The organism is Blautia sp. Marseille-P3201T, from assembly GCF_900120295.1.
GTDB lineage: Bacteria > Bacillota > Clostridia > Lachnospirales > Lachnospiraceae > Blautia.
Window position 1 is genome coordinate 333,806 of record NZ_LT635468.1, and the last position, 23,419, is coordinate 357,224.

23 protein-coding genes are annotated in these 23,419 nt (G+C 37.8%); 9 read left to right on the forward strand and 14 right to left on the reverse strand.

The genetic code is table 11. The features are described from left to right. Positions 1 to 227: 227 nt before the first annotated feature. From BQ7352_RS04540 to BQ7352_RS04560, 5 genes are read left to right on the forward strand one after another with little or no spacing between them, the layout of a single operon-like run. On the forward strand, positions 228 to 614 hold the full coding sequence (locus tag BQ7352_RS04540; RefSeq protein WP_072447335.1) for a plasmid mobilization protein: 387 nt from the start codon (positions 228 to 230) through the stop codon (positions 612 to 614). Continuing rightward, complete coding sequence (locus tag BQ7352_RS04545; protein ID WP_072447337.1) at positions 592 to 2,139, forward strand: relaxase/mobilization nuclease domain-containing protein; 1,548 nt, start codon at positions 592 to 594, stop codon at positions 2,137 to 2,139. The genes BQ7352_RS04540 and BQ7352_RS04545 overlap by 23 nt, the downstream gene beginning before the upstream one ends. Before the next feature lie 27 nt (positions 2,140 to 2,166). Next, positions 2,167 to 2,493, forward strand: a complete 327-nt coding sequence (locus tag BQ7352_RS04550) for a hypothetical protein (protein ID WP_072447339.1) — start codon at positions 2,167 to 2,169, stop codon at positions 2,491 to 2,493. Then, positions 2,480 to 3,259 (forward strand): FAD-dependent thymidylate synthase, encoded by a 780-nt coding sequence (locus tag BQ7352_RS04555; protein ID WP_072447341.1) that lies wholly within the window; start codon positions 2,480 to 2,482, stop codon positions 3,257 to 3,259. Before BQ7352_RS04550 ends, BQ7352_RS04555 begins: the two co-directional genes overlap by 14 nt. Next, positions 3,249 to 3,662: a dUTP diphosphatase gene (locus BQ7352_RS04560; RefSeq protein WP_072447342.1), complete on the forward strand. Its 414-nt coding sequence runs from the start codon at positions 3,249 to 3,251 to the stop codon at positions 3,660 to 3,662. Before BQ7352_RS04555 ends, BQ7352_RS04560 begins: the two co-directional genes overlap by 11 nt. Before the next feature lie 517 nt (positions 3,663 to 4,179). Here BQ7352_RS04560 and BQ7352_RS04565 read toward each other — a convergent pair. The 7 genes from BQ7352_RS04565 to BQ7352_RS04595 all read right to left on the reverse strand — a co-directional run bounded on the left by BQ7352_RS04565 (position 4,180) and on the right by BQ7352_RS04595 (position 12,450). Further along, complete coding sequence (locus BQ7352_RS04565) at positions 4,180 to 6,630, reverse strand: ABC transporter permease (protein ID WP_072447344.1); 2,451 nt, start codon at positions 6,628 to 6,630, stop codon at positions 4,180 to 4,182. Continuing rightward, a complete protein-coding gene (locus BQ7352_RS04570; protein WP_072447346.1) occupies positions 6,590 to 7,288 on the reverse strand; it encodes an ABC transporter ATP-binding protein in 699 nt (232 codons plus the stop codon). The genes BQ7352_RS04565 and BQ7352_RS04570 overlap by 41 nt, the downstream gene beginning before the upstream one ends. 1 nt (position 7,289) lies before the next feature. Then, the gene (locus tag BQ7352_RS04575) at positions 7,290 to 7,853 is read right to left on the reverse strand and encodes an ATP-binding cassette domain-containing protein (protein ID WP_083429847.1); all 564 of its coding nucleotides are present in this window, start codon (positions 7,851 to 7,853) and stop codon (positions 7,290 to 7,292) included. Between the two features lie 32 nt (positions 7,854 to 7,885). Continuing rightward, the gene (locus BQ7352_RS04580; protein WP_024853381.1) at positions 7,886 to 9,337 is read right to left on the reverse strand and encodes an IS5 family transposase; all 1,452 of its coding nucleotides are present in this window, start codon (positions 9,335 to 9,337) and stop codon (positions 7,886 to 7,888) included. A 695-nt stretch (positions 9,338 to 10,032) separates the two neighbouring features. Beyond that, positions 10,033 to 10,908 carry a DUF4316 domain-containing protein gene (locus tag BQ7352_RS04585; protein ID WP_072447350.1) on the reverse strand — a complete coding sequence of 292 codons (876 nt, stop codon included), beginning with the start codon at positions 10,906 to 10,908 and terminating at the stop codon, positions 10,033 to 10,035. After that, the gene (locus BQ7352_RS04590; RefSeq protein WP_072447353.1) at positions 10,898 to 11,158 is read right to left on the reverse strand and encodes a hypothetical protein; all 261 of its coding nucleotides are present in this window, start codon (positions 11,156 to 11,158) and stop codon (positions 10,898 to 10,900) included. The genes BQ7352_RS04585 and BQ7352_RS04590 overlap by 11 nt, the downstream gene beginning before the upstream one ends. Continuing rightward, positions 11,155 to 12,450, reverse strand: a complete 1,296-nt coding sequence (locus tag BQ7352_RS04595) for a YodL domain-containing protein (RefSeq protein WP_242948523.1) — start codon at positions 12,448 to 12,450, stop codon at positions 11,155 to 11,157. Before BQ7352_RS04595 ends, BQ7352_RS04590 begins: the two co-directional genes overlap by 4 nt. 95 nt (positions 12,451 to 12,545) lie before the next feature. On the opposite strand from BQ7352_RS04595, the gene BQ7352_RS04600 reads away from it, so the two are divergent. The 4 genes from BQ7352_RS04600 (at position 12,546) to BQ7352_RS04620 (ending at position 17,822) form a co-directional block, all read left to right on the forward strand. Continuing rightward, positions 12,546 to 14,447 (forward strand): tyrosine-type recombinase/integrase, encoded by a 1,902-nt coding sequence (locus BQ7352_RS04600; protein ID WP_072447354.1) that lies wholly within the window; start codon positions 12,546 to 12,548, stop codon positions 14,445 to 14,447. Beyond that, a complete protein-coding gene (locus BQ7352_RS04605) occupies positions 14,444 to 15,412 on the forward strand; it encodes a tyrosine-type recombinase/integrase (RefSeq protein ID WP_072447355.1) in 969 nt (322 codons plus the stop codon). Before BQ7352_RS04600 ends, BQ7352_RS04605 begins: the two co-directional genes overlap by 4 nt. Continuing rightward, positions 15,402 to 16,439 carry a tyrosine-type recombinase/integrase gene (locus BQ7352_RS04610; protein WP_072447356.1) on the forward strand — a complete coding sequence of 346 codons (1,038 nt, stop codon included), beginning with the start codon at positions 15,402 to 15,404 and terminating at the stop codon, positions 16,437 to 16,439. The genes BQ7352_RS04605 and BQ7352_RS04610 overlap by 11 nt, the downstream gene beginning before the upstream one ends. A 444-nt stretch (positions 16,440 to 16,883) precedes the next feature. Further along, entirely contained in the window at positions 16,884 to 17,822 is a 939-nt protein-coding gene (locus BQ7352_RS04620; RefSeq protein ID WP_072447510.1) for an Abi family protein, read from the forward strand. Positions 17,823 to 17,999: 177 nt separating this feature from the next. On the opposite strand, the gene BQ7352_RS04625 is transcribed toward BQ7352_RS04620, so the two are convergent. From BQ7352_RS04625 to BQ7352_RS14770, 7 genes are all read right to left on the reverse strand, one after another. Next, positions 18,000 to 19,253, reverse strand: a complete 1,254-nt coding sequence (locus BQ7352_RS04625) for a transposase (protein WP_200791364.1) — start codon at positions 19,251 to 19,253, stop codon at positions 18,000 to 18,002. A 427-nt stretch (positions 19,254 to 19,680) separates the two neighbouring features. Beyond that, the gene (locus tag BQ7352_RS14955) at positions 19,681 to 19,815 is read right to left on the reverse strand and encodes a ParB N-terminal domain-containing protein (RefSeq protein ID WP_256381136.1); all 135 of its coding nucleotides are present in this window, start codon (positions 19,813 to 19,815) and stop codon (positions 19,681 to 19,683) included. Between the two features lie 471 nt (positions 19,816 to 20,286). Continuing rightward, complete coding sequence (locus tag BQ7352_RS04640) at positions 20,287 to 21,285, reverse strand: virulence RhuM family protein (RefSeq protein WP_072447358.1); 999 nt, start codon at positions 21,283 to 21,285, stop codon at positions 20,287 to 20,289. Positions 21,286 to 21,307: 22 nt separating this feature from the next. Beyond that, entirely contained in the window at positions 21,308 to 21,799 is a 492-nt protein-coding gene (locus tag BQ7352_RS14760) for a hypothetical protein (protein WP_242948524.1), read from the reverse strand. Between the two features lie 52 nt (positions 21,800 to 21,851). Then, the gene (locus tag BQ7352_RS14765; protein WP_242948525.1) at positions 21,852 to 22,664 is read right to left on the reverse strand and encodes a recombinase family protein; all 813 of its coding nucleotides are present in this window, start codon (positions 22,662 to 22,664) and stop codon (positions 21,852 to 21,854) included. Between the two features lie 16 nt (positions 22,665 to 22,680). Then, positions 22,681 to 22,788, reverse strand: a complete 108-nt coding sequence (locus BQ7352_RS15210; protein ID WP_331497050.1) for a LacI family DNA-binding transcriptional regulator — start codon at positions 22,786 to 22,788, stop codon at positions 22,681 to 22,683. A 142-nt stretch (positions 22,789 to 22,930) separates the two neighbouring features. After that, on the reverse strand, positions 22,931 to 23,419 hold a 489-nt coding region (locus tag BQ7352_RS14770), incomplete at its 5' end, for an IS66 family transposase (RefSeq protein WP_242948526.1).

Genomic DNA, 23,419 nt, shown 5'->3' on the forward strand with positions numbered 1-23,419 from the left:
GCAAGATCCACCCAGTAATACGGTATCGCCATTTTGGCTTTCCCATTACTTTGAGTTTTATCTTGATGTGGATTTCGCTCCCCATACCCTCGATACTGACATTTGCAAAATGTCAGATTGGCTTCCACATAAAATGTGTGCGCAACACTAGAAGTATCAGAAGGGACAGCTGATATTTCTAGTGGAGAGCCATGAAGTTGGAAGCACTCAATTAAGGGAGGAGGAACATGGCACCGAAGAAAAAAAGAAATGAAATGAAACACTCTAATATCATTTGTTTAAGACTAAGTGACATTGAATTAGAGTTAGTCAATCATGCCGCTTCTCAGGCGAAATTATCCCGTTCTGATTATCTGAGGAACTTGATTTTAGATCACAAAATAGCAATACGCTATGAGGTTGTAATTGAAAGTAAGACAATAAAAATGCTTTTAGCAGAGTATGGAAAAATCGGCTCTAATCTCAATCAGATCGCAAAATATTTCAATACAGGAGGAGCGTACTCTAAATCTGTAACAAACGAAATCCAGCAATGCCTTTACGACCTATATAGGTTAAAAAAGGAACTGCTAAAAATGATAGGTGATTATCGTGGCAATAGTGAAACATATTAAAAGTCGGAATGCAAACTATTCAGATGCTCTGAATTATCTCATCTTCCAGCATGATGAATCAACCGGAAAAATGATTCTCGATGAATTTAATCGGCCACTGCGAAGAGATGAATTATATGTGGATGGTCTAAACTGTAATCCCGATACTTTTGATGTTGAATGCTACGAATGTAATGAACATTTTAAAAAGAACCGAAACAGATCTGAAATCAAAAGTCATCACTATATCATCAGTTATGATCCTGCCGATGCTATTGAATGTGATCTGACGGGAGAAAAAGCACAGGCTCTGTCTTTAGAACTTGCAAAGAAAATTTTTCCGGGATATCAGGCTCTTATCGTGACACATACCGATGGTCACAATGGTTCTGGCAATATCCATACGCACATTGTAATCAACAGCGTCCGTAAGGAAGCTGTCAAAAGGCTACCTTACATGGATAAGCCCCATGAAGAAATTGCCGGATACAAGCACCGATCCACAAATAAATTCCTGAATTATTTCAAAAAGGAAATTATGGATATGTGCATCCAGGAGGGACTTCATCAGGTTGATCTTCTCTCTCCGGCTGAAACAAAAATCACACAGGCTGAATATATGGCGCAAAAATCCGGACAGAAAAAATTAGAAGAGACAAACAAAAAAATCATTGCAGATGGGTTGAAACCAACTGCCACTACATTTCAGACACAGAAGCAAGAACTTAGGAATGCCATCGAAGAATGCAGCTCGCATTCTAAAAGCTTTCAGGAATTCCAATCTCTGCTTTTTGAAAAATATCAGATTTCCGTCATTGAAGAAAGAGGAAGATATCGTTATCTCCATCCGGATCGGGACAAACGAATTACTGAGAAGGCTTTGGGAACTCAATACGGCAAAGAACATTTAGAACAGCTCTTCTCACAAAAAGATCCAATAACCATTCTTTATGTCAGATCGCATTTACGGTTGGTGCTAGATCTTCAGAAAAATGTGAAAGCAATGCAAAGTCCTGCATATGCGCATCGGGTAAAAATATCCAATCTTCAGGAAATGGCAAATACCATTATCTACGTGCAAGAACATGGATACAATACCCAAACCGAATTAAAAGATGCCTTTTCCAAATCTCAAAAACAGTTAGATCAGGCAACAGATCGGCTTATGGAAATGAATACAGATTTGAAAAGCATCAACCGTCAGATCCATTACACCGGACAATATTTTGCGCATAAAGCAATCTATACCGATTTTTTAAAAGCAAAAAACAAAGGCAGATTCCGAAAGGAACACACCGCTGAAATTCAGGCATATGAAGAAGCCCGTGACTGGCTGAAATCTTTTTATCCAAACGGAAAGATACTTCCTATCAAAACATTGAAGGAGCAAAAAGCCAGCTTACAGGAACAGATCGACCAGCAAAAATCATCCATCCGATCTCTAAAGGATCTGACACAAGATTTAAGAACCGTAGACAAGAATGTGGAAGCAATTCTACACAACCAGGTTCCAAAAAAACAAAAGACACAGGAACCCGAATTATAAATCATTTTACGAAGGAGGAATTACAATATGACACAAAATGAATTTAATGTTGTCCTGGAACAACAATATCGAAAATGTGCCGATGTGCTGGCACACAAGAAAAAAGAATACACAGGAGACCGCATTGACCGCCTGAGTGCATTTAAAATCGCCGCCTCATTACAGGGATGTACACCTAAGGCTGCTCTGGCCGGAATGATGTCGAAGCATGTCGTATCTCTCTATGACATGTGTTACTCTTCTCTGCTCCAGTTTGAGTTAGAACAATGGGATGAGAAGATCACAGACTGCATCAACTATCTCATTCTGCTGAAAGCATTGATAAAGGAGGAACAAGCCTATGGATCACATTGAGACAAAGATTTTAAATAGTTATACCATTCAGGAAGCAGCTCAAAACATGGTATTCGCAGCAAGGCTTACCCAACAGGGGCATTCCATTCAAAACATGGATGATCTTATGGCTCTTTATCAAAAATCTTTTACGGATAAAACCGTAGACCGGATTGCCAGTCTTCCCCATCCAACCGTACAGAAATTTACGGTGATCACCGTTGCGATTGTAGGTGCAAGCAGACGTTTTCTTGCACAGATCACTCGTCATCAAAACGAAGTAAAATTCATGAGTGCATCTCTGCAATATAGCAACTATTCAGAAAAAGCTGCATTTGCAATCCCATATGAAATCCTTTTTTCCGAGCAGAGATACATTGATCTCTATCTGCAAAGCTGTTTATCGGATCTCAGATGTTATCGGGAATTATGTTCTGTGGGATTTCATCATGATTCTGCCGGATATGCCCTCCCTCATGCTTTGAGAAATATTCTGATCATCTGTGCTACACCTTATGAGTGGAAACATATGATCAGTCAGCGGATCTGCAGAAGAAATACCGACGAAACAAGAATTGTAATGTTGGACATCTGGCAGAAACTATATGAATTTGATCCGGTGTTATTTTCACCGAAGCTGACCGGTCCTTTCTGCCAGAGGGGATGTTGTGAAGAAGGTGCTATGTCCTGTGGAATCCCCATCCCAAAAGACTGGTCTCCATTAGAAATAATGAGAGCAGATTATCCTCTGCTCGTAGAAGGGAGGAAAGCTGTTTATGAAGATTAAATTGATCGACTTTGGGTTAGAAAAAGATCATTATCCCTTCCGACCTCATGAAAACGATGCAGGGGCTGATGTATATATGCCTTATAACTGTATATTAAAGCCTGGAGAAATTGCAAGAATCCCTTTAGGATTTGGTCTTGTGATTCCGGATGGATACGCCGGGTATGTCTTTCCAAGAAGCAGTATGGCTGCAAAAGGACTGGTCTGCGAACTTCCACCGATTGATTCTGGATATCGTGGAGAAATTCATGCCATCATCAGCAATGTTAGTTCAGAATCCCAGACACTCCTCAAAGATACCCGTGTAGGACAACTGGTTATCACGCCTGTTCTAATCGCTGACTTTGTTCTTGGTCTTGGAGAGGCAAGAGATACCGGTGCATTTGGAAGTACCGGTGAATAATCTTCCCTTCAAAATCAGAGGTGCCGAATAATTTATGATTCGACACCTCACACACTCAGAATAATGAACAGAAAGGAAACACTACAATGATTAGCGTCCAAATCTATCATACATAAAGGAGTTTGAATAGGAGTGTTAGGCAATAATAAACTATGTTCCTTTTTGTGAAAGAACACTTAATTGACGTTGTAGAGATAGGGTAGCTTCATCTAATAATATACAAAAAATCGAAAAAAATCTTTCTAAAAAATTAGGTTCTTCAAAAAACTTTCACTATGGACTGTTTTACATTACATTTATATTTGTCTCTCTTCTTCATTTGTCAGAATAATCGGTTGGTTTCTTTTTCATATTTTGATAATTTCATAGTATTTATCCTCGTAATCCATACTGCCTAATAATTAAGAAAACAACTGTGATTATATGGGGTAAGATAATAATGATGATTTCCTCGAACGATTCATCATTATTTATTCATGATGCAAACGATTCTCAGTAAATGCAAAAACTATGAAGTCTAATTCTTTAATTGAACCGCTATCGCATCCCTATTCATATATTTTTCTATAATACAAACCATACATAAATCTATAATAAATATAATGACATATATTCCTACAAAAATATCACTTTTATAAGAATATGACAAAAAGTCCATACTGTTGCATATATTTTTAATTATAGTCATTGATACCGTAAACGATAAGCAGACTGCAAAAATCACGGAAACACTTGTATAATATAAAATTTCATACAAAAGTACCTTTCGCATTTGCCTTCGTGTCATACCAATACTTCTTAACGTTGCAAACTCATTTTTCCTCATTACAACACTTGTTAAAAATATATTTATTAGATTTACAACAGCAATGATTGAAAAAACAATACATAATATGACACTCACCATTTCAACGATTGTTTTCAGCGTTTGAAATTCTGCGGTATAACTCTCTTTTGAACGATAATCAATTTCTGAATAGTTTTCTGAAAGTGCATTCATTATATCCTTTGCATGACTTTCTTCTCCTTTTTTTACATTAAAAGAATATACCATGATTTTGGGATCTTCTATAAGATCCTTATATGAATCGGAAGATAAATATAATTCAAATGTATCATCTCCATATATGCCAGAATTTATAACACCTTCCCCTAATTTCACATGCCCCAAAACAGTATATTTCCTTTGTTTTCCATCAGAAGTTTGTATTGTTATAGACTCTCCTACTTTGTGTACCTCATTAGTCTGCATAATACTTCCATCTTCATTCAACCATACGCCCTCGAAAATCCCCTCTCCTTTATAAAATGAAGCAAGCTCCACATTGTCTTCAACAAACATATTTTTACGGATATTAAACTTGTCAATACCATAAATATTGAGAACATAATCCTCTCTTTTCATATCGAAGCCATTAATGGAAAACGAAGCATCATCACAACTTCCATAAACAATTCCATCTTTTTTTACAATATTTTCTTTTTTTATTTCATTTATAACCTTCTTAGGAATGTTTGCTACTGTTCCATCAGACAACAGATAGTTACTCGTAAAGAAATTTTCGGTACCCACTCTATAATCAGAATATAACATTTTTGATAAATATTTATTAATATCAAAACTGCCAATTAAAGAATATGAAATACCGATGAAAATAATTGTAAATGTAATACTCATGACTACAAGCACTACATTCTTTTTATTCCTTTTTATATTTTGATAAGCAAATTTGTATAATTTATTTCCATCTGATGCAGTTCTGGTATTTTTTTTTAACTTTAATTCTATTTTTTCTGATTCTACCGGAGATAAAGATTTTACTTTTCTTAACGGTCCGTATATGCTAATAATTGTAGTAAACACTACAAAAATTATCGTTAATATTAGAACTATTAAAAAATCTTTTATCTGAATTAAGTTTACTCCTTCAACTCCCCGTAAATTAGTCTGTGATAAAAGTATTGGTATCAGTTTTTTACCAATAAAATATCCTGAAACCACACCGCTTGGAACTGCTATCATAAGTAAATATGCCGCTTGCCATTTTACAAATTTACCAATCTGTTTTTTATTCATTCCTAACGCTTTCAAACGACCATATTCCTTTTCTTCCTTCAGTGCGGCAATATAAAAAATATTATGTATTATTAAAAATCCGATTATTATAATAATCGCTATACCTGCAATAGAAATGATCAAATTATCCGTTTCCATTAAAATACTCTGGTCCGTATATCCCGGGTTAATAGAGTAATCCACCTTATCATTGATTCCAACATCTGACAGCAACATACTTATCTGTTTTTCAATATTTTTGTTATCCTTTAAAAGAATATCTATCGTTGTCTGACCATAAAAATCTTCTTTTTGATAATTTTCATTCCAATATTTATCATAAGCTTTCGACACAATAATTTGACCTGTTTTAATTTCTGTTGCGCTATTTTCATTAAACCATCCTGACAATATAAACTTTTTTTTGAAATGCTCCGTTCCAATTTTTAAGTCTAATAGAACAGGTTCCCCCACTTTAGCTTTTATATCCAATGCTTTCATGGTTTCTCTATCCATTGCAACTTCATTCATTGCAGAAGGCATATGTCCACCTGTCAATTGTTGAAAACAATGTTCCGCATAGCTAGCATCCTCATAAGAAAATTCAACTTCATATTTTAATTCTTCATTAATAACATCAGCAAGATATTGCCTATATCCTACCGATTCAACCATGTCATTTTCTTTAATTTTCTTAAAAGCATTTTCTGTTTCTTCATTACAATCTTTGAGTACAACTTGTCCTGTAGTACCTATTGATTTTATATTGCTGTATTCCTGGGCATTATGTATTCCCATAACCGTTGTGTACAACGTACAAAACATAATTGTTGTAAGGAGCATAGCTATTACCGCACAAATACTTTTTGTTTTATTTTTTACTACTGTTTTTAATGCAAACTTCCTTATCATTTATAACGCTCCCATCTGCAATCGTAATTATTCTATCCATTTGTGCCGCAATATCTTGATCATGCGTGACAATAACTATAGTCTGATTGTATAATTCATTCATCTTTTTCAGAAATTTTATCACTTCATTTCCCATTGCCATATCTAAATTTCCTGTTGGTTCATCCGCTAATACAATTTCTGGATGATTAACTAAAGCACGTGCAATAGCAACTCTTTGTTGTTGTCCTCCTGAAAGACTAGACGGTAATGCAGTCTTTTTTGAAGATATTTCTAAAACTTTTAACATATCCTCAATATAATTATCATCTGGTTTTCTTCCATCTAATTGAACTGGAAAAGTAATATTTTCATATACGTTAAGAACCGGGATTAAATTATAATTTTGAAAAATAAAGCCTATTCTATTTCTTCTACTTTCCGTTAACTCGTCGTCTGATAATCTAGAGATTTCTTTTTCTCCAATATAAATTTCCCCAGATGTTGGTGTATCCAACCCCCCAATCATATTTAATAATGTAGTCTTTCCACTTCCTGATTTTCCAATTATTGCGACAAGTTCACCCTTTTTTATTTCAACGTTAACATTATTTAATGCTTTTATCTCCTTTTCGCCTGATTCGTAAATCTTACACAAATCCACTGTCTTAATCGCCATATTATTTACCTCTTTTTATTATAATCTCATTCTTTTTTACTTCATATATAGTATCAACAATACTATCAAAAACATTACTGTGCGAAACTATAATCACAATTTTATTTTTAATATTTTCAATCGTCTTGGCAATAACTCGTTCTGTTTTTAAATCTAATGCCGATGTTGGTTCATCAAAAATAAACACATTTGATTCTTTTAACAATGCTCTTCCTATAGCCAATCTCTGTCTTTGTCCGCCTGATAATGTCATTCCGTCATCACCGATTATAGTATTCATTTTTTCTGGTAATTTATTTATTTCATCATACATCTCAACTTCTTTAAGTATTTTATAGATTAATTCTTCCTCAAAATTCTGATTTCCATTTGTAAGATTATTATATATTGTATCATGTGAAAAAAATGTTTTTTGTGACACAATAGAAAAACTATCGCGTACTTGTTCAATATTATACTCTTTTATATCTATTCCATTGAGTAATACCTTTCCGTAATTAGGATCCCAAAATCCCAAAATTAGATTAATTATAGTCGATTTACCAACTCCACTTTTTCCACAAATTAAGTATAGTCTCTTTAATTAGTGTCTGCTGATTAAGCAGCTATCTGTAACTTCCAACTCTTACATCTGTTCCGGTCATGCCAGAATCGGAACAGATGCAAAAGAGCACAAAGTATTCGCCTCTGAATCCTGAACAGATTCGTCACGAATACAGATAATGCGATAGATGTCAACTGCGTTTCTTCCAGTTTTGTGGTAATGCAGCTCATACCATAACAGCGTTTGCTCAGGCTGAAGGTGCGCTCCACTTCGATTCTATCGGTATTATCCTGATACTCTTGTTTTTTATCAACTTTTGCTGTGGCGCTTGGTCTGCCCAGCTTTGGACCTGATAACCGGATCCCATGCTCTTTGCAATAACTCCTGTTTTCCCTGGTCCGGTATATCTGATCTGCCAGGACACGTTCTGGATAATAACCGGTACGCTCTTTGAAGCGTTCTATTGCTTCAATCAGGCAGGTGCTCTCGTTGTATGCCTCGAAAGATATTTTTTCGAGGCGCCCATAACCTTCGCTGTCAAGACTGAGATCAAATTTTGCGCCAAATTCAACAGGTGCTTTGACCTTCCCTCTGACAATCGGCCGAAGCCATGGCTGCGAAATGCTTACAATGCGATGCTCTACAGAATGGATTCTGTTATCATACATATACTGTTGCTGTTCATACAGCCTGATGATGGTAAGATATAGGCCGATATCCTTACCTGTCATGGCGTATCCATCACTCATGAACTGTTCCAGATAGCCAAGATCTCTTTTCACGTAGCCTAGCTGTCTGCGGAGTGCGCTGCGGATTTTCTTTGCCGTGTGCTTTCTGCTCTTGGCAAATGCAAGATACTCTTTTCTGGCACGTTTGCGGTATCTTCTTGGCAACTTAAGACCATAACATTTACAAAAACAGTAAATCATGTTTTCCAGCTTTTCTCTTGCTTCGTTCAAAAGCGAGATGTCCTGCGGATAACGTATGTTTGCAGGTGCGCAGGTTGCATCAAGTGTCAGAGTCCCTTTGTTTGTATCTTCTTTTGCAGTACCATCATCACCGGATTTTCCTACGGATGGAGGAGTATGGTCATCTTTGTCATCCTCCTTGTGAGCAAGAAGATACTCATTTACTTCCATCAGCATATCTGCTGAAATGCGTTTACGGAAAAGAACCAGTGTACTTGCATCAAACGGAGCTTCTTCCCGAAAACCGGGAAGCCCGATAAAGTATTGCAGATACGGATTCTCAGCGATCTGTTCCACAAGCTCACGGTCGGAAAATTGGAACTTGGTCTGGATGATCAGGGCTCCTAATGCCATGCGAAGAGGCTTGGCAACATTACCCGTATCACTTGGAAACAGCTTGGCATATTTTACTTCGAATTCATCCCATGGGATTCGGTCAGCCAGTCTGACCCAGCGGTTATCCGGATTCATGTGGAGTCCCATAGGTTGGTTGAAATCGAGGAATGAATGTTGTAACTTGTCGATCGGTTTGTACATTGTTTTAGCCCCTTTATACTTAAAATCTGTAAGAAAACTGCAAGAAAAACGATTTGTTTTTGTCAAAATCCTTGCAATCATTATACCAGAAAATGTGGCAAAAGTCAGTAAAATCAAGTGTTTTCAGTTTGCTCAGCAGACACTAATTATATTATCAAGATTTATTTATAAAAATTTTTTCACAGATTAAGCAAATATTTCATTCCATAAATCAAAATCTCAGCCAACTATCTTCAGTAACCAATAATATTTTATCTGTCATCTAGTCAGAGTCATAGATAAATTTCCTTTTTAAAATAAAGTAAAATGATAGCAATCCAGCATTTCCTACCAATCTTTATAGAATGAACATCCGGTAGACACAATCCACTCTAAAATCAGGCACCTACGCTTGATATGTTGGTTTTTCTATAAAAACGGTGTAGCTAATAACAAGTCACTAGCAAATACTATCAATTTTTTCATAACACTACTTCTTATTTTATTAAGGTTACCATATTCATCATACCCATTCTAGCTAGTGAACAAAATTGATATTCCAATATTCTCCTTCATATAAATCAGATATGTTGTTTACCCACTCAAGGTATATACTCCTCTAGGAGAAAGATTAAATGCATAAACACAATCATACGAATCTTCTTCATTTGTCAGGATAATCGTTTCGTTTTCATACTTTGACATTTTCATAGCATTTATCCTCTCCTCCTTTCCATATCCTGCTCCAAATATCTCGGTACCGGTTTTCCTGATTTCACAGCGATTGCAATCTGTTTTTCCCGTAATCTCTTGATTACCGACTCTCTTTTCTTTGGTTTCTTTTTTGAGGATTGGTATGGCTTCTGTGCAGGCTTTCTTTCCTCACTTTTCTCTTCTGCACTTTTCAGATTGTTTACCTGTCCATCCACCATATTATAATTTCCTTCTGTTCCGGATTCCCAGCATCTCTCATAAGTCCCATTTTCAAAAAACTTCTGGTAATGCTCCAATCGAACACTACTTTTTTTCGTCTCTTCTTTCGCCTGTTCCGTTCCCTTTACAACTTCATGAAGTTGCTGCCTGGTTTTTTCATCGAATCCATTCTGACACTCCTCCATGATCATCTTTCCATAACTGTCTAAGATGATATAGGCAACCTGCCTGTGATATTCCTGATGTTCCATGAGATAAAACTGCTTTCCATCAATGATGATATCATCCGTAGCCATCCAGTTTCCCGATTTTCCACTAATGCGGTAATTTTCCGTATCCAACGTGACCAATGTACCCGATGGATTTAATCGGATAAATCCGGATAAAAGCTGTAGATAGTCTTCATTAACATAATAGCAGTAGACTTCCCCATTCTGGTTCAGGACAAGCACATCGCTGACTTCACAGGACTCTTTCATACGTTTCCATAACGCAATCGCGGTTTCTCCCGGCAATAACGGTCTGATATCCATCTGCCGATAATACTCAATCCGTATTGGTAATTTTCTGCTTACCGCTTCTTGATAAGAAAGATGCCAGAGTTCTCTCCCCTCCGAATTACGGTTTACCCGGTAAACTGCAAATTGATTATCCTTCATAAGAATCCTCCTCCAAATTATTCAGATAAGCATTCAGATCCAGGGAATAATAATATTTATCTTCGATCATCTGTAACTTACTGATCGCGGATGCAATGGTTTCCATCAGATCGTCTTCCAATGGATCTTCTTTCATTTCTTCCAACACTTCTAAGGTATCTTTCAAAATATCGATTGTATCTTTTCTTGTATTCGCCCGAAAAAGTGCCACAACCGCTAATTCATCTTCTTCAAATTTCACTTTACTCATAAGCTCATCTCCTCCCTTCTCTTTTGAGATTTGGTTTTCTGTACCTGACTTTTTTCTTCTTTTGGTTCGGTTTTCTCTGCATTCAGAGACTTCTCTTCGATATATTGTTCCACACATTTGAGTGCAGTCTGTACCAATTTATTTTCCTTATAAAATGGGATGGAATCTAAGATCTCTCTTTGTGATCTTCCGCCGACCATCAGATCCATCATTCCGTCATAATCGCTTCCTTCCTGCAGGTTAAATCCAACAGACTTGATCCCATTCATCCGTTCTGCAGGTATCTTCTCATACGCTTCTAAAGCTTCCGGCAAAGTAAGATCATGATGAACTTCTCCTAATACCGGAAACTCTGAACATTCTGCCGCATAGAAGCTGATACAGCTCGTTTGCTCTAAGATATCCTTTTTCTGAATGTCACTTTCCATTCCAAGTATCTTTTTTCTCTCTTCTACAAAATCCGAAAGTTCCTGAAATCCAAAGCGATCCACAAAAAATGCTTTCATATCCCCATTCTGATTCATGATCACAACATCACTGACAGACAGAGAGTGTGCCTTATAATCCGCCGGTGGATCATCATTAAAAATACTGTAAATCGCATTCATATCTTCATTTGGCAGATACTGGCTGGAATAAACACATCGATACTGATCAGCAGTTACCATGATCCCTTTTTTCTGCAAGTCTTCCATTCCCACAAATAATTGATCTCTTCCAGGTCCATTTTCATCCAAATGATAGATAGAGAGCCTGCATTCTTTTCTTGTAAACATCATTTCTTCAAAACTTTGTTCAAACCGTTCCGGATATATTACTCGTTCTACACGTTCTTTCTGGATCGGATCTCCTTTTTCTATGATTGCTTCTACCCATCGTTCCACTTCATTCCAGGATTTTGCAAATAAATGTCCCTGCATCCTATGCGTGCCGTCCGGAATAAACTGCAGATGTTGGGAATTGCTTTCTTCTTTTACAAAACGGTATCCGGCAGCTTCTACTGCCGCAAGTAATTTCTCTTGTTTCTGTTCCAGCATCATTTCTATTTTTTCCGTCAGTTCATCGATCATTTCTCCGGCTGTCTTACGGATCACATCCATAGAAGCTTTCAGTTCTCTCATTTCTTTTCCACTGCTCCAACCTGCAATATACGGAAAACTATATTCTGATGTATCTAATTCAAACGCAGAACATACACAATACGCGACTGACTCTGATTTAAATGTTAATGTATCCATTTGAAGCATTATACCCATGTTTTTATAATGTTGATTTTTTAAATTATTTCCCATAAATCCTCACTTTCTTGTAAAAAAGATGAGCATTATCAGATACGCTATTATTAGGTTTCTCCTCGAATGGGAAACCGGAAAGGAGCGCATTTGATATGCAAATAAACTATTTAGATGCTATTTCATCAGTTCTTAATATGATGAAGCAGCCAGACAGTGCATGTAAAAATATAGACATGCACAGAACCTGTTATACTACACTCTTCAAGTACCTGATGGATAAGGGCATTCCTTTTTCAATGGATGCCGCACTGGACTGGCTTGAGATTAAAAAACAGGAAATTTCCCATGAGACGTGTTCTCAATATAGAAATGCCCTGTTCCGTCTTGAGCATTACCTGCTCTTTGGAAATATCAAAAATTCTTTCTGCCGCTCAGAAGACAGTTTTTTCTGCCGAAGCGGAATGTCGGAATCCTTTTTTCGCCTGACATATGAGTTGGAAGAATACTATGCGACCACACAGAATCCCTGCTATTACCATACGTATTCTGTTGCCATCAAAGAGTTCTTTAGGCTTGCTACTTCCCTTGGAGTTACAGAGCCGGAAGCAATAACAATAGATACTCTTATCGAATACTGGAATACTTACTGCAAATCCCGTAAATCTCTTGCCAGACGTCAGAACGCCGTATGTGCCATGACAGCACTTATGAAATATCTTCACCGCAGAGGTGATGTTCCAGAGTGTTATCAGCTGGTTCTTTTTGGTGAGAACGTTGAAAAACTGCTTAATATGAGACTTTCTAAAACAGGTACCGCATTTCATCCGAGTGTACCTCTTGAGCTTAAAGCTGATGAATATCTTGACGCTCTGGACGATTGGAAATATAGGGAATCATCAAAAGCTGTTTATCGCAATGATTTCACATGGTATTTCATGTTCCTGGAACTTAACCATCTGGAACACTCGGCAGGAACTGTGACATCATGGATAGATATACTTCCGGATTGTCCGAATCAGATCAAAGCCAGCTGTTCCGTATCAGCTCATCGTTCACACACTATCAGAATGTTTGAAAAGTATCTCCAGGGCATAATGGAATCCAACATAATCGCTGAGCCGAAGCGTGCGTCTGATCATCTTCCATCATGGAGTAAAAGCATCCTTGATGGTTTCATAGAAAGCCGCAGGCGGGATGGAATGACCGATAAGACACTTACCATGTGCAGGGCAGCCGGATGCCGTTTCTTCAAATATCTTGAAGACAATGGAATAGATAATCCAGTTTCCATAACACCCGATGTAGTTAAAGCATTTCATAACCATGATGTCCATTCGACCCCGGAAAGTAAAAATGCATATGGAACCAAGCTTCGTCAGCTTCTACGGTACATGGCTGACCAGGATCTGATTTCACCAACACTTGCTTTTGCAGTATCTGCAAGCTGTGCTCCTCATCGCAGCATAGTTGATGTTCTGAGCGATGATATGGTCGAGAAAATATATGAATATCGTGAGAAAGCTTCTACTCCCATGGAACTCAGGGACACAGCCATGGTCATGCTTGGACTTCGAATGGGTATCAGGGGAGCAGACATCCTAAAGCTTCAGGTAAATGATTTTGACTGGAAAAACAAAACGGTTTCTTTCATTCAGCAGAAAACAAGAAAAGCAATAACGCTTCCAGTTCCAACAGATGTAGGTAATTCAGTATATAAATACATCATGAATGGACGCCCGGAATCGGCTGTCACAGGCAACGGATATATATTTATCCGCCATCAGGCACCATATTTCCCGCTTAAAGTTACAACGGCGTGCCGTGGAGCTTTAAAAAGAATACTTGCTGAATATGGATTTGAATTATCTGCTGGTCAGGGCTTTCATATGACACGAAAAACATTTGCCACAAGAATGCTTCGGGCAGACAACAAACTTGATGATATTTCTAATGCTCTCGGGCATGCACGTCAGGAAACTGCTGAGGTATATCTTGAACGTGACGAAGATAAAATGAGGCTCTGCCCTCTGGAATTTGGAGGTGTTTTATCATGACATACATTTTTGAGAGCGGTCTGGCACATCATATCGAAGGACTTATACAGCAAAAGAGAGCTGATGGATATGCCTATAATTCCGAAGAAAAGCTGTTAAAACGCTTTGATACCTTTTGCGTACAGAATTATCCGGAACTGACAACAGTCACCTATGAAATGGCAGCCAAATGGTCTGAAGCCAGACCAGGCGAAGGAGATGCCTATCATAATCGCCGTATGTCGATAGTGAAAGTGCTGAGTGAATATATTCTTTCCCTTGGTCAGGAAGCATACATTCCTAATTTTTTCTGCAAGGCTTATCGTCCGGTTCTTTACATTCCATCAAAAGAGGAAGTTAAGGAACTGCTACAGAAAATGGATATCCGCACGTCTCATAATTCAGAACAATTTAGACTCGATAGAGAGTGCAAGATTCTTTTTCTCTTGTTATTTTGCTGTGGTCTGCGTCTGTCAGAAGGGCGATTGCTAAAATGGGAGCACATAGACTTGGATAAAGGAATCCTTACTGTCCTTGGCTCAAAAGGTAACAAGGACCGCCTTGTATATCTTCCACAGGATAGCCTTCCGGTACTTAAAAACTATAAAGAACATCAGGAAATGCTTTTCCCCGGAATTGACTGGGCTTTTCCGGGAAAAGATCCACATAAGCCTGTTTCGTGCTCTGGAGTGGAATCAAGTTTTAACCGCCATTGGGCTATGCTTCCGGTTGCCAAGATGATTGATAAACATCCGACACCCCACTGTTTACGCCATGCTTTTGTAGTAGAGAGATTTAATGAGTGGATGCATCAGGGAATTGATACAAACACTATGCTCCCATATTTAAGCAGATACCTTGGACACAAAAGTCCTGATGAAACGTATTATTACTATCATCTTGTAGAAAAGGCATTTGATACTATCCGAGAGAAAGATTCAGTGTCTGGAAAGGTCATTCCGGAGGTGATTCCCTATGAAGAATAAATCAGCAAAGATATCGACTGACCAGCTGTTCTTTTCTCAAACATGGAACTTTCTAAATGTTTATTTGGTAAAGCAGGCCGGGCGCAGTCAGGCTACAGCAGAATCCTACAGGGATTCCCTTACAATATTTAAAAACTACCTTGTAGGTGAATTAGGTAAGTCCATAAGTACCTTTCAGTTTTCCGATTGCACCAAAGAATGTATTTATAATTTTAGAGAATATCTGCTTGCAAATGGCAGCCAGCCATCCACTGTAAATGTAAGAGTTGCGGCTATCCGTGCCTATCTGAACTATGCCTCGGATATGGACATATCAATCCAATCAGTTGCCCTGGCAATCAGTCAGATCTCACCATGCAAAACCATTAAAAAAGAAAAACCTATTCTGTCCGATGATGCACTTGCTGCAATACTGTCCGCACCGCCGAATACGAAATTCGGTGTACGAGACCGTGCTATTTTGATTCTTCTCTACGATACAGCTGTAAGAATCAGTGAGCTGCTTAACATTCGCTTATGTGATATCGCAATGGAATCAAAATATCCCAATATTTTCATAACCGGCAAAGGTAACAAAGAGAGAACCATACAATTAACAGCTAAAGCAGTCGAACACCTTAGGGAATATATACGTGTATATCACAGTAATTCTTCCAAAGAAGCATATTTATTTTCCACAACGATAAAAGGTGTAACAGACAGGATGTCCGTTGGAAATGTCCAGCGGATTATAAAAAAATATGCAGCTCTTGTCAGTGAAACAGGGATTAGCCTTCCGAATTCGGTTCACTGTCACATGTTCCGCCGGACCAGAGCCACAAATCTTTATCAGGATGGAATCGCCATTGAGCTTGTTTCTACAGTATTAGGACATGCCAGAACTGATACAACCAAAAGCTACTATGCAAAGCCATCGGTTGAACAGCTTAGAGACGCAATGGAATCTGTTCCAACACCTGTATCTGATGAAGCACCAATGTGGGAGGGCAACGAAGATGAAATGGCAAGACTTTGTGGATTGCGCTAACGAATAATGCTCATTTTTTAGTAGTAAAACGTCTTATTTCTCAGCATTCTTTAAAATGATTAACATTTTGGAATGCTGAGTATAATGATTTAGCTTCATCTGATACTGCTGTTTCAGCATTTGATAATTATGTTTCAGAGAATAACTATCTGAAATCTGTATACGGATATCTGAATAATCTATATGCCAGATGGCACAAGCCTGAGAAAGCACTGGAATATAAAGAAAAATGGCTGAATGCCAAGAATGAACAAAATAAGAATATCACACACAGAAACGCATAAACTATTAATGCCACTAAAAAAATACTGTTTGACATCGCCAGATATCAATGGTATATTATTTGTAGTGGTTGTGCTACGGAAACTTGCGATGCCCGTAGCCGGTGGAGTTCCATGCGTGGGCTCCACTTTTTTTATGCCTGTTTCAGAAAGGAAATACTATATGGCAAAAAACTTTCTCACCTATGAGCAGCAGCTACATATTCTTGAATATGACAAGCAACTTGCTATTCCTAATCACGAATATGCCACTAAAAAACTGGAAGAACTCAGCTACTATTCTCTAATAGGTGGATACAAATCTCTTTTCAAACACGCTCCGTCAAATAAATATATTCATGGCGTTACTTTTGATGAATTAGTTTCTTTCTACTACTTTGATGAAGAGCTACGCACTTTGTTTCTGAAATACATTCTTCATGTAGAACGCCATATAAAATCCATGTTTTCCTATCACTTCTGTGAAAAATATGGTGAACAGCAGTCCATGTATCTTGATATAAATAATTATAATCACACCAGAAAGAACCATCGTGAACTGCTTCGCCTGACTCATTCATTACAAAAAGTTATTGCTACACCTAGCAAATATGCCTATATTGAGCATTCAGTCAATACATATCACAATGTACCATTATGGGTTGCAACAAATGCTTTAACATTTGGGCAGATTTCCAAAATGTATCAATATGCAACTACTGATATTAGAACCAAAATCAGCAAAAACTTTCAGAATGTTTCAGAAAAAAAATTGCATCAGTTTATCAACATTATAGGCAAATGCCGTAATGTATGTGCCCATGGGGAGCGTCTGTTTTCATTCAGAATAAACGAGACAATTCCTGATACCCTGCTACACCAAAAGCTTCAAATCAATCAAAACAATAATCACTATGTATACGGCAAGCAGGATTTATTCGCAGTTGTAATTGCCCTACGCTACCTGATAAATAATGATGAATTCAGACTCTTTAAAACTGCTCTTTCAAAACTTATAAAAACTGTAATTAAGCAGTGTCCTCATCTTACAGAGAAACAATTGCTTGATAATATGGGATTTCCTGCTAACTGGGATAAAATCAGCCGATACAGGAAAATATAATTCAATATCTAACATGAGTCTTGAGTTTCCGCAAAATGTAATTTCAAAATGAATAGAATCTCCTAAAGTGTCAATCTGCCGATTTTTGAAATTTTAAGAAAGGCAGTTCCGTGAATAGAGACACTTTAATAAGCCCCGTCAGAACCGGACTTTTGGGAGAACTATTCTTTTATCTATTTAAGCGGCTAGCTTAAGGCAGAGTTGACGGTATGCCGGACGTTTTGTCCGGAACCAAAGCCTGACGCCCTCTTTTGCATAAGAAAGTATGCCTGAGATGCCTTTTGCCAGCCGGTAATAGCAGAAAAAAACTTTTTCCTTTACAGGATTTGCTGCCTTTATGATGGAAACCTTAAGGGCATTGGTCTCTGATTCCATTGAAATCATTGCAAGAAATGCCATGCATAAGGTGATATAAAAATTAAGCGCGTTGATTGCCTTCAGCTTACGCACACGAAAGTTCTCGAACTGGAACATCTGCTTTTTACAGCGGAAATATTCTTCGATTTTCCAGCGGGAAAAGTAAGTCCTTGCCACCCGGATTATATCATCTTTCGATTTGATTTCTTTATTAGTAACAAGCATCATCGGATGTTCGGTAATGCCGTAAACAAGCACAAGAAAAATGTCCTTTCTGGATGCAGTAATCTGTACTTTGACATGTGAAAGGTAGGCTTCATGGTTTTTGCCCTTGTAAAAAACATTTGTTTTCACCTTCCCTTTCCTGCGATTACGAAGTTCTGTAGCCTTTGTCCATTTGTTATGGTACAAAAGCTTACGATTAGACTTTAAACGGATCACATAATCTTGTCCGAGTTCATCCAACTTCAGAAACATCTTATTGTCATCGTAGCCTCTGTCCATGACAAAAGTGGTTTTGCCAAAGAGAGAGTTTCCCTGTTCAATTGCTTGGAAAGTAATTGTATTTGCAGATTTATAGTCTTTTTCATGAGACGAATGTATTTTAGAAAAAATACTAACAGGATGATTGGCGGAAGTAAGAATGCAAGCCTCGGTTACATGATAACCTTTTTTATAAACGCTTTTAGTGGATGTACTTTCTGAACCATCGCGGACAATTCCAAGTGATTCAAATTTATAGCCATCCGGCTTAACAACATCACTGTCATCAATGTAAATGATAGGTTCAGAAGAACTCCATTTTTTAACTTGTTGTAGGTAAGCGGAAGCAGCGGATGCAGACACACCTTTTTCAAGGTGTCTAGATAAACGATCAACAACGTTTATCTTTTTGGAAGGTTCGTGAAGCTGATCACAGACATCCGTTAACAGGCAACTTCCGGAAGCCAGCATACCATAGGTAATGTCAGCTGTAAATTTTCTTTCAGGCTTTGAAAGTTTTCTTGAAAATTTCTTTGTAAAAGTTAAAATTTTTCGTTTCAAAATGTAAGTGTTTGATGTAAAATGAGACATAAGGAATCCCCTTTCTTTTTGTTTAGTAAGATTTTTGGTTGGTAGCTTAATTTTACATCAAAAAGGGAGAAGATTCCTTATATTTTAGGCATTTTTTAAAAGTTGTTTATAATGATATATTACAAAACAGGTGACTGTGGATAAAACTGCGGAAACTCAAGAACATGAGTTTATTGACATACACATCTTGTAATGTTAATGTACATATGGTTGCGCTACGGAAACTTGCGATGTCCGTAGCCGGTGGAGTTCCATGCGTGGGCTCCACTTTTTTATTTTCCACGAAGGTACCTTAAACTTACTACTTGTATCAATAATTTGCATTATGAGAAGTCTCAGGATGGAACTGTAAAATGTATTGAAGATGAGATACCGTTTGAAGTGCCGGAGGGGTGGTGTTGGGCACGAGTTAGAGATATTGCAATGGTTAAAGGTGGAAAAGCACTCCTTCTTTTTCAATACTTCTCATAAGCTCGCACAATTCTGTATTCATCTCTACTTTAAATGGATGATTTTTGAAATCATGCAATCTGTTTACATCTACATTCCGGATCGTCTCCATAATATCGCCTTTCTCGAACACATCGAATCAGCCCTTCAAAACGTCTTAATAAAATCCGTTTTAAAGGTATAAAAAAAGACCGCTCACTTTCAATTTTTCTTGAAAATGAACGGTCTTTCACGTTTCTGTTATTTAGTTGAATGATAAATGTATTACTTTCTCTTTGATGTGTTTCCGAAGCCGCAGTCCAATACCACAGACACGTTTACTCCATCAGAAATTGCCTTTTTGTATGTTTTTCGGTCACTCTGATCAAACCTGAAAAACCTCTCAAAGTGCCTAAAATCAAGGATTTTTACGAATCTATCCGATGTAGTGCAACTATTGTCTCTATATGCGTCGTATTCTTTGTTGGAACACATATTTTCTATGTCGTCCTCATAAAAAGAACACATTTCATCGTTATTTAACAAGTCGTCATGAGTGTTCATAATCGTTCATTCCTTCCTGTTAAGTTGTTGGTTTTACTGCTTATTTCTTGCTTTTCTGCTCTAACATTTTAATGCTGTCCAAGTAATCTTCTTCTACACTGCTAATTGTTCTAGCTTTGTACTTCTTATACTCAGTTTGTGCTTTATCCATTGCCTGAATGTGGCTTACAGTTCCATTTCCAGTCAAAAGATTCTCACCAGTTGATGTCAGGATAGCATCAAGATGCTTTGCCCAGTCTTCCATCGTCATTGGTATTTCTCTTTCTGCCTGTCTTTCTGCAAAATCTAAATATCCAGATACAAGTTGTCCCATTGCTCGCAGCTCTTTCTCATCTAAATAGTTTTTTGCTATCTTTGCTTCACGGAGAGTCGGCTGTTCTCCTGAAAATGACATTAATCCCATGAAATCTTTCTCTGCATCTGCACGATGATATATCACTTCCGCAGCGGTTTCTCCCGATACTGCATAATGAATCTTATTCTGTACTCGTTTAAAGAAGAGAACTGATACTTCTGCTTTTGGATCATAATCAATGCTCGTTGCATAAATTTCCAAGACCTGACGATAAAATACCTTTTCAGAAGCTCGTATGTCACGGATTCTTTCAAGTAATTCTTTGAAATATCCACCACCGCCAAGTTCTTTCAAGCGATCATCATCCATTGCAAAACCTTTTTTAATATAGTCCTTTAGAATATTTGTTGCCCAAATTCTAAAAGCCGTTGCTCTTTTGGAATTAACTCTATATCCGACAGCAATTACAGCATCCAAATTATAATATTTGGTTGGATAATTCTTTCCATCTGCCGCAGTTGTTTCCAAAATGGAAACAACTGCATTTTCTATCAATTCTTCACTTTCAAAAATATTTTTTAAGTGTTTCGATATTGCTGCTTTTTGTACTCCAAATAAGTCTGCCATCTGCATCTGAGTCAGCCAAAGTGTATCCTCATCAAATCGAACATCAATAATTGTCTTTCCATCGCTGTTTTCATAAATAATCATTTCCCCATTTGGGACAGTATCTAATTTTTTCATAACAGGTATCTCACTTCCCTTCCTATATCAGTAGTAATAATTCGTTACACCAGTTATCCATTCCCTTAAGCACAAATGTCAGCTTATAAGGGTCAACCGTTCCATCTTCATAAGTCTCACCTACAATAATCTTCTCCACGATACTTTCAAACACAATTCTGTCAAACTGCTCCATGACATCTGCGTTTGTTAACTGTGAACGAATTTCCTGCATACGTTTTATGATTGCATTCTGCGTTATGACACTGTCAGAAAACATCTGTTTTTCAGATTCCGCCTTTGCAAGTTTCCTGCACAAATCTTCATATTTCTCATCGTAGGCTTCCTTCGTTATTTTATCATCCAGTATCATGTCGGTCAATTTCTTTCGACGTGTCTCAAGGTTGTATATTTCTTTTTCAATCCGCTTTAATTTATCAGCACTTCCGTCTGTAGACAGTGCTTCTTCCACCGACATCAAAACGGATTCCAGTACATCGTCAAAGTTCTCTGCCAACAATCGAAACATTTCCACAAATGCATTTTCAATAATTACTTCATCAATTGCTTTACTGTGAGGACAATTCTCAATCCCTTTGTTCGTTGCTGTTCTGCATTTCCAGACTGGTTTTCATATGATGCGTATCCTGATTATGAGAACGTCTGGTGAGATTCGTACCACAAAATCCACACTGACACATACTGCTTAAAGCAAATTTTCTTGTAAATTTGGTTCTTGTACCATCAACTACATTCGCATTCTTCTTATACCGGCCCTGACAGATTTCCTGCGCCCTGTCCCATATTTCTTTCGACACAATTGCTTCATGATGATCTTTGATGTAGAATCGGTCTTCCTCACCACGATTATCCAGTCTCCGCTTGGAAATAGGATCTACAGTATAAGTCTTTCCCTGGAGCAGATCCCCTTTATACTTTTCATTCTTGATGATTCCTCGAACCCCACTGTCCGTCCACTTGATTTGACCCTTTTTATTGACTTTTCCAAGCGCTGTCAACTCCTTCGCAATAGTATAGGCTCCATAACCTTCTATATATCTGTCAAAAATATAGCGTACCGTTTCTGCCTCTGCTTCGTTCACAGTAATGCTCTTATTCTCCGGATGATAATCATATCCAAGACATCCATTAAATCCCATCATCTCTCCCCGACGCATCTTCATCTTAACACCCATTTTCACATTCTGAGATAACGATTCCACCTCATTCTGTGCCAGCTGCATCTCACTCTCCATGGTAGAAGTATTGATATTCTCTTTTTCAAAAATAATCGTCACACCTCGTTCTTTAAGCATTCTTACATACTGAAGCGTATCCACAAGATTTCTGGAAAAACGCGAAATGGATTTTGTCATTACAATATCAATCATTCCACTCATACAGTCTTCCATCAGTTTAAGGAAGTTCTCTTGTCTCTGGTGGAACATTCTTGTAATTATTAATTACCCTCGAAACAGTGCTTCTGGATACTTTTGCTATTCTTGCAATTTCTTCACTATTCAATAATAACAGCTCCTTTGTAAACGCGCGTTTATATTACCACAATACTCATACCTGTCAATAGGAGGTAAGCGCAAAATATTGCTACGCTGCCCATGAATCACGCTTGCACCAAAATGATAGATGCAAGCGTTTTACTCTATGTTTAGTTTTGACAGTTCGCTTTCGCAGTCTCGCTCCATGGGGCAAGCTGTTCCAGCTGTTCATCTGACATTTTAGCGTCTGGCCGCTGTGATAAGAGGTATGTCAGATATTTGTAGGTATTCAGGTCATTCGCTTTTGCCATCTCAACCATTGTATACACAATAGCGCTAGAGGCAGCTCCTTTCGGACTGGCACTGAACAGCCAGTTTTTCCGGCCAACAGTGAATGGTCTGATTGCATTCTCGCTAAGATTATTGGATAAACTGCAATGACCGTCTTCCAGATAGGTCATCAGGGTGTCTTTCCGATTTTGGGCATAGTTCACCGCTTTCGCCAAACGGGTTCCCTTATTTGGACGCTGTTGATCCAGCCAATTCCAGAATGCCTCCAGTATCGGCTTCTCCTTTTCAAGACGGAACTGTTTTCTCTGCTCCGCAGTATGATTTTTTGCTTTTGAGTACCGCTCACAATCAAACAGCTTGGAGCAGAA

What these genes read in the sequence shown, in the direction of transcription:
- BQ7352_RS04560 (WP_072447342.1), top strand. Translation starts at nt 3,249, where the DNA reads ATGAAGATTAAATTGATCGACTTTGGGTTAGAAAAAGATCATTATCCC.
- BQ7352_RS04620 (WP_072447510.1), top strand. Translation starts at nt 16,884, where the DNA reads ATGGCAAAAAACTTTCTCACCTATGAGCAGCAGCTACATATTCTTGAA.
- BQ7352_RS04625 (WP_200791364.1), bottom strand. Translation starts at nt 19,253, where the DNA reads ATGTCTCATTTTACATCAAACACTTACATTTTGAAACGAAAAATTTTA.
- BQ7352_RS04600 (WP_072447354.1), top strand. Translation starts at nt 12,546, where the DNA reads ATGCAAATAAACTATTTAGATGCTATTTCATCAGTTCTTAATATGATG.
- BQ7352_RS04640 (WP_072447358.1), bottom strand. Translation starts at nt 21,285, where the DNA reads ATGAAAAAATTAGATACTGTCCCAAATGGGGAAATGATTATTTATGAA.
- BQ7352_RS04540 (WP_072447335.1), top strand. Translation starts at nt 228, where the DNA reads ATGGCACCGAAGAAAAAAAGAAATGAAATGAAACACTCTAATATCATT.
- BQ7352_RS04570 (WP_072447346.1), bottom strand. Translation starts at nt 7,288, where the DNA reads ATGGCGATTAAGACAGTGGATTTGTGTAAGATTTACGAATCAGGCGAA.
- BQ7352_RS04565 (WP_072447344.1), bottom strand. Translation starts at nt 6,630, where the DNA reads ATGATAAGGAAGTTTGCATTAAAAACAGTAGTAAAAAATAAAACAAAA.
- BQ7352_RS04590 (WP_072447353.1), bottom strand. Translation starts at nt 11,158, where the DNA reads ATGAGTAAAGTGAAATTTGAAGAAGATGAATTAGCGGTTGTGGCACTT.
- BQ7352_RS04550 (WP_072447339.1), top strand. Translation starts at nt 2,167, where the DNA reads ATGACACAAAATGAATTTAATGTTGTCCTGGAACAACAATATCGAAAA.
- BQ7352_RS04580 (WP_024853381.1), bottom strand. Translation starts at nt 9,337, where the DNA reads ATGTACAAACCGATCGACAAGTTACAACATTCATTCCTCGATTTCAAC.
- BQ7352_RS04555 (WP_072447341.1), top strand. Translation starts at nt 2,480, where the DNA reads ATGGATCACATTGAGACAAAGATTTTAAATAGTTATACCATTCAGGAA.
- BQ7352_RS04610 (WP_072447356.1), top strand. Translation starts at nt 15,402, where the DNA reads ATGAAGAATAAATCAGCAAAGATATCGACTGACCAGCTGTTCTTTTCT.
- BQ7352_RS04605 (WP_072447355.1), top strand. Translation starts at nt 14,444, where the DNA reads ATGACATACATTTTTGAGAGCGGTCTGGCACATCATATCGAAGGACTT.
- BQ7352_RS14765 (WP_242948525.1), bottom strand. Translation starts at nt 22,664, where the DNA reads ATGAGTGGAATGATTGATATTGTAATGACAAAATCCATTTCGCGTTTT.
- BQ7352_RS04585 (WP_072447350.1), bottom strand. Translation starts at nt 10,908, where the DNA reads ATGAAGGATAATCAATTTGCAGTTTACCGGGTAAACCGTAATTCGGAG.
- BQ7352_RS14955 (WP_256381136.1), bottom strand. Translation starts at nt 19,815, where the DNA reads ATGGAGACGATCCGGAATGTAGATGTAAACAGATTGCATGATTTCAAA.
- BQ7352_RS04595 (WP_242948523.1), bottom strand. Translation starts at nt 12,450, where the DNA reads ATGGGAAATAATTTAAAAAATCAACATTATAAAAACATGGGTATAATG.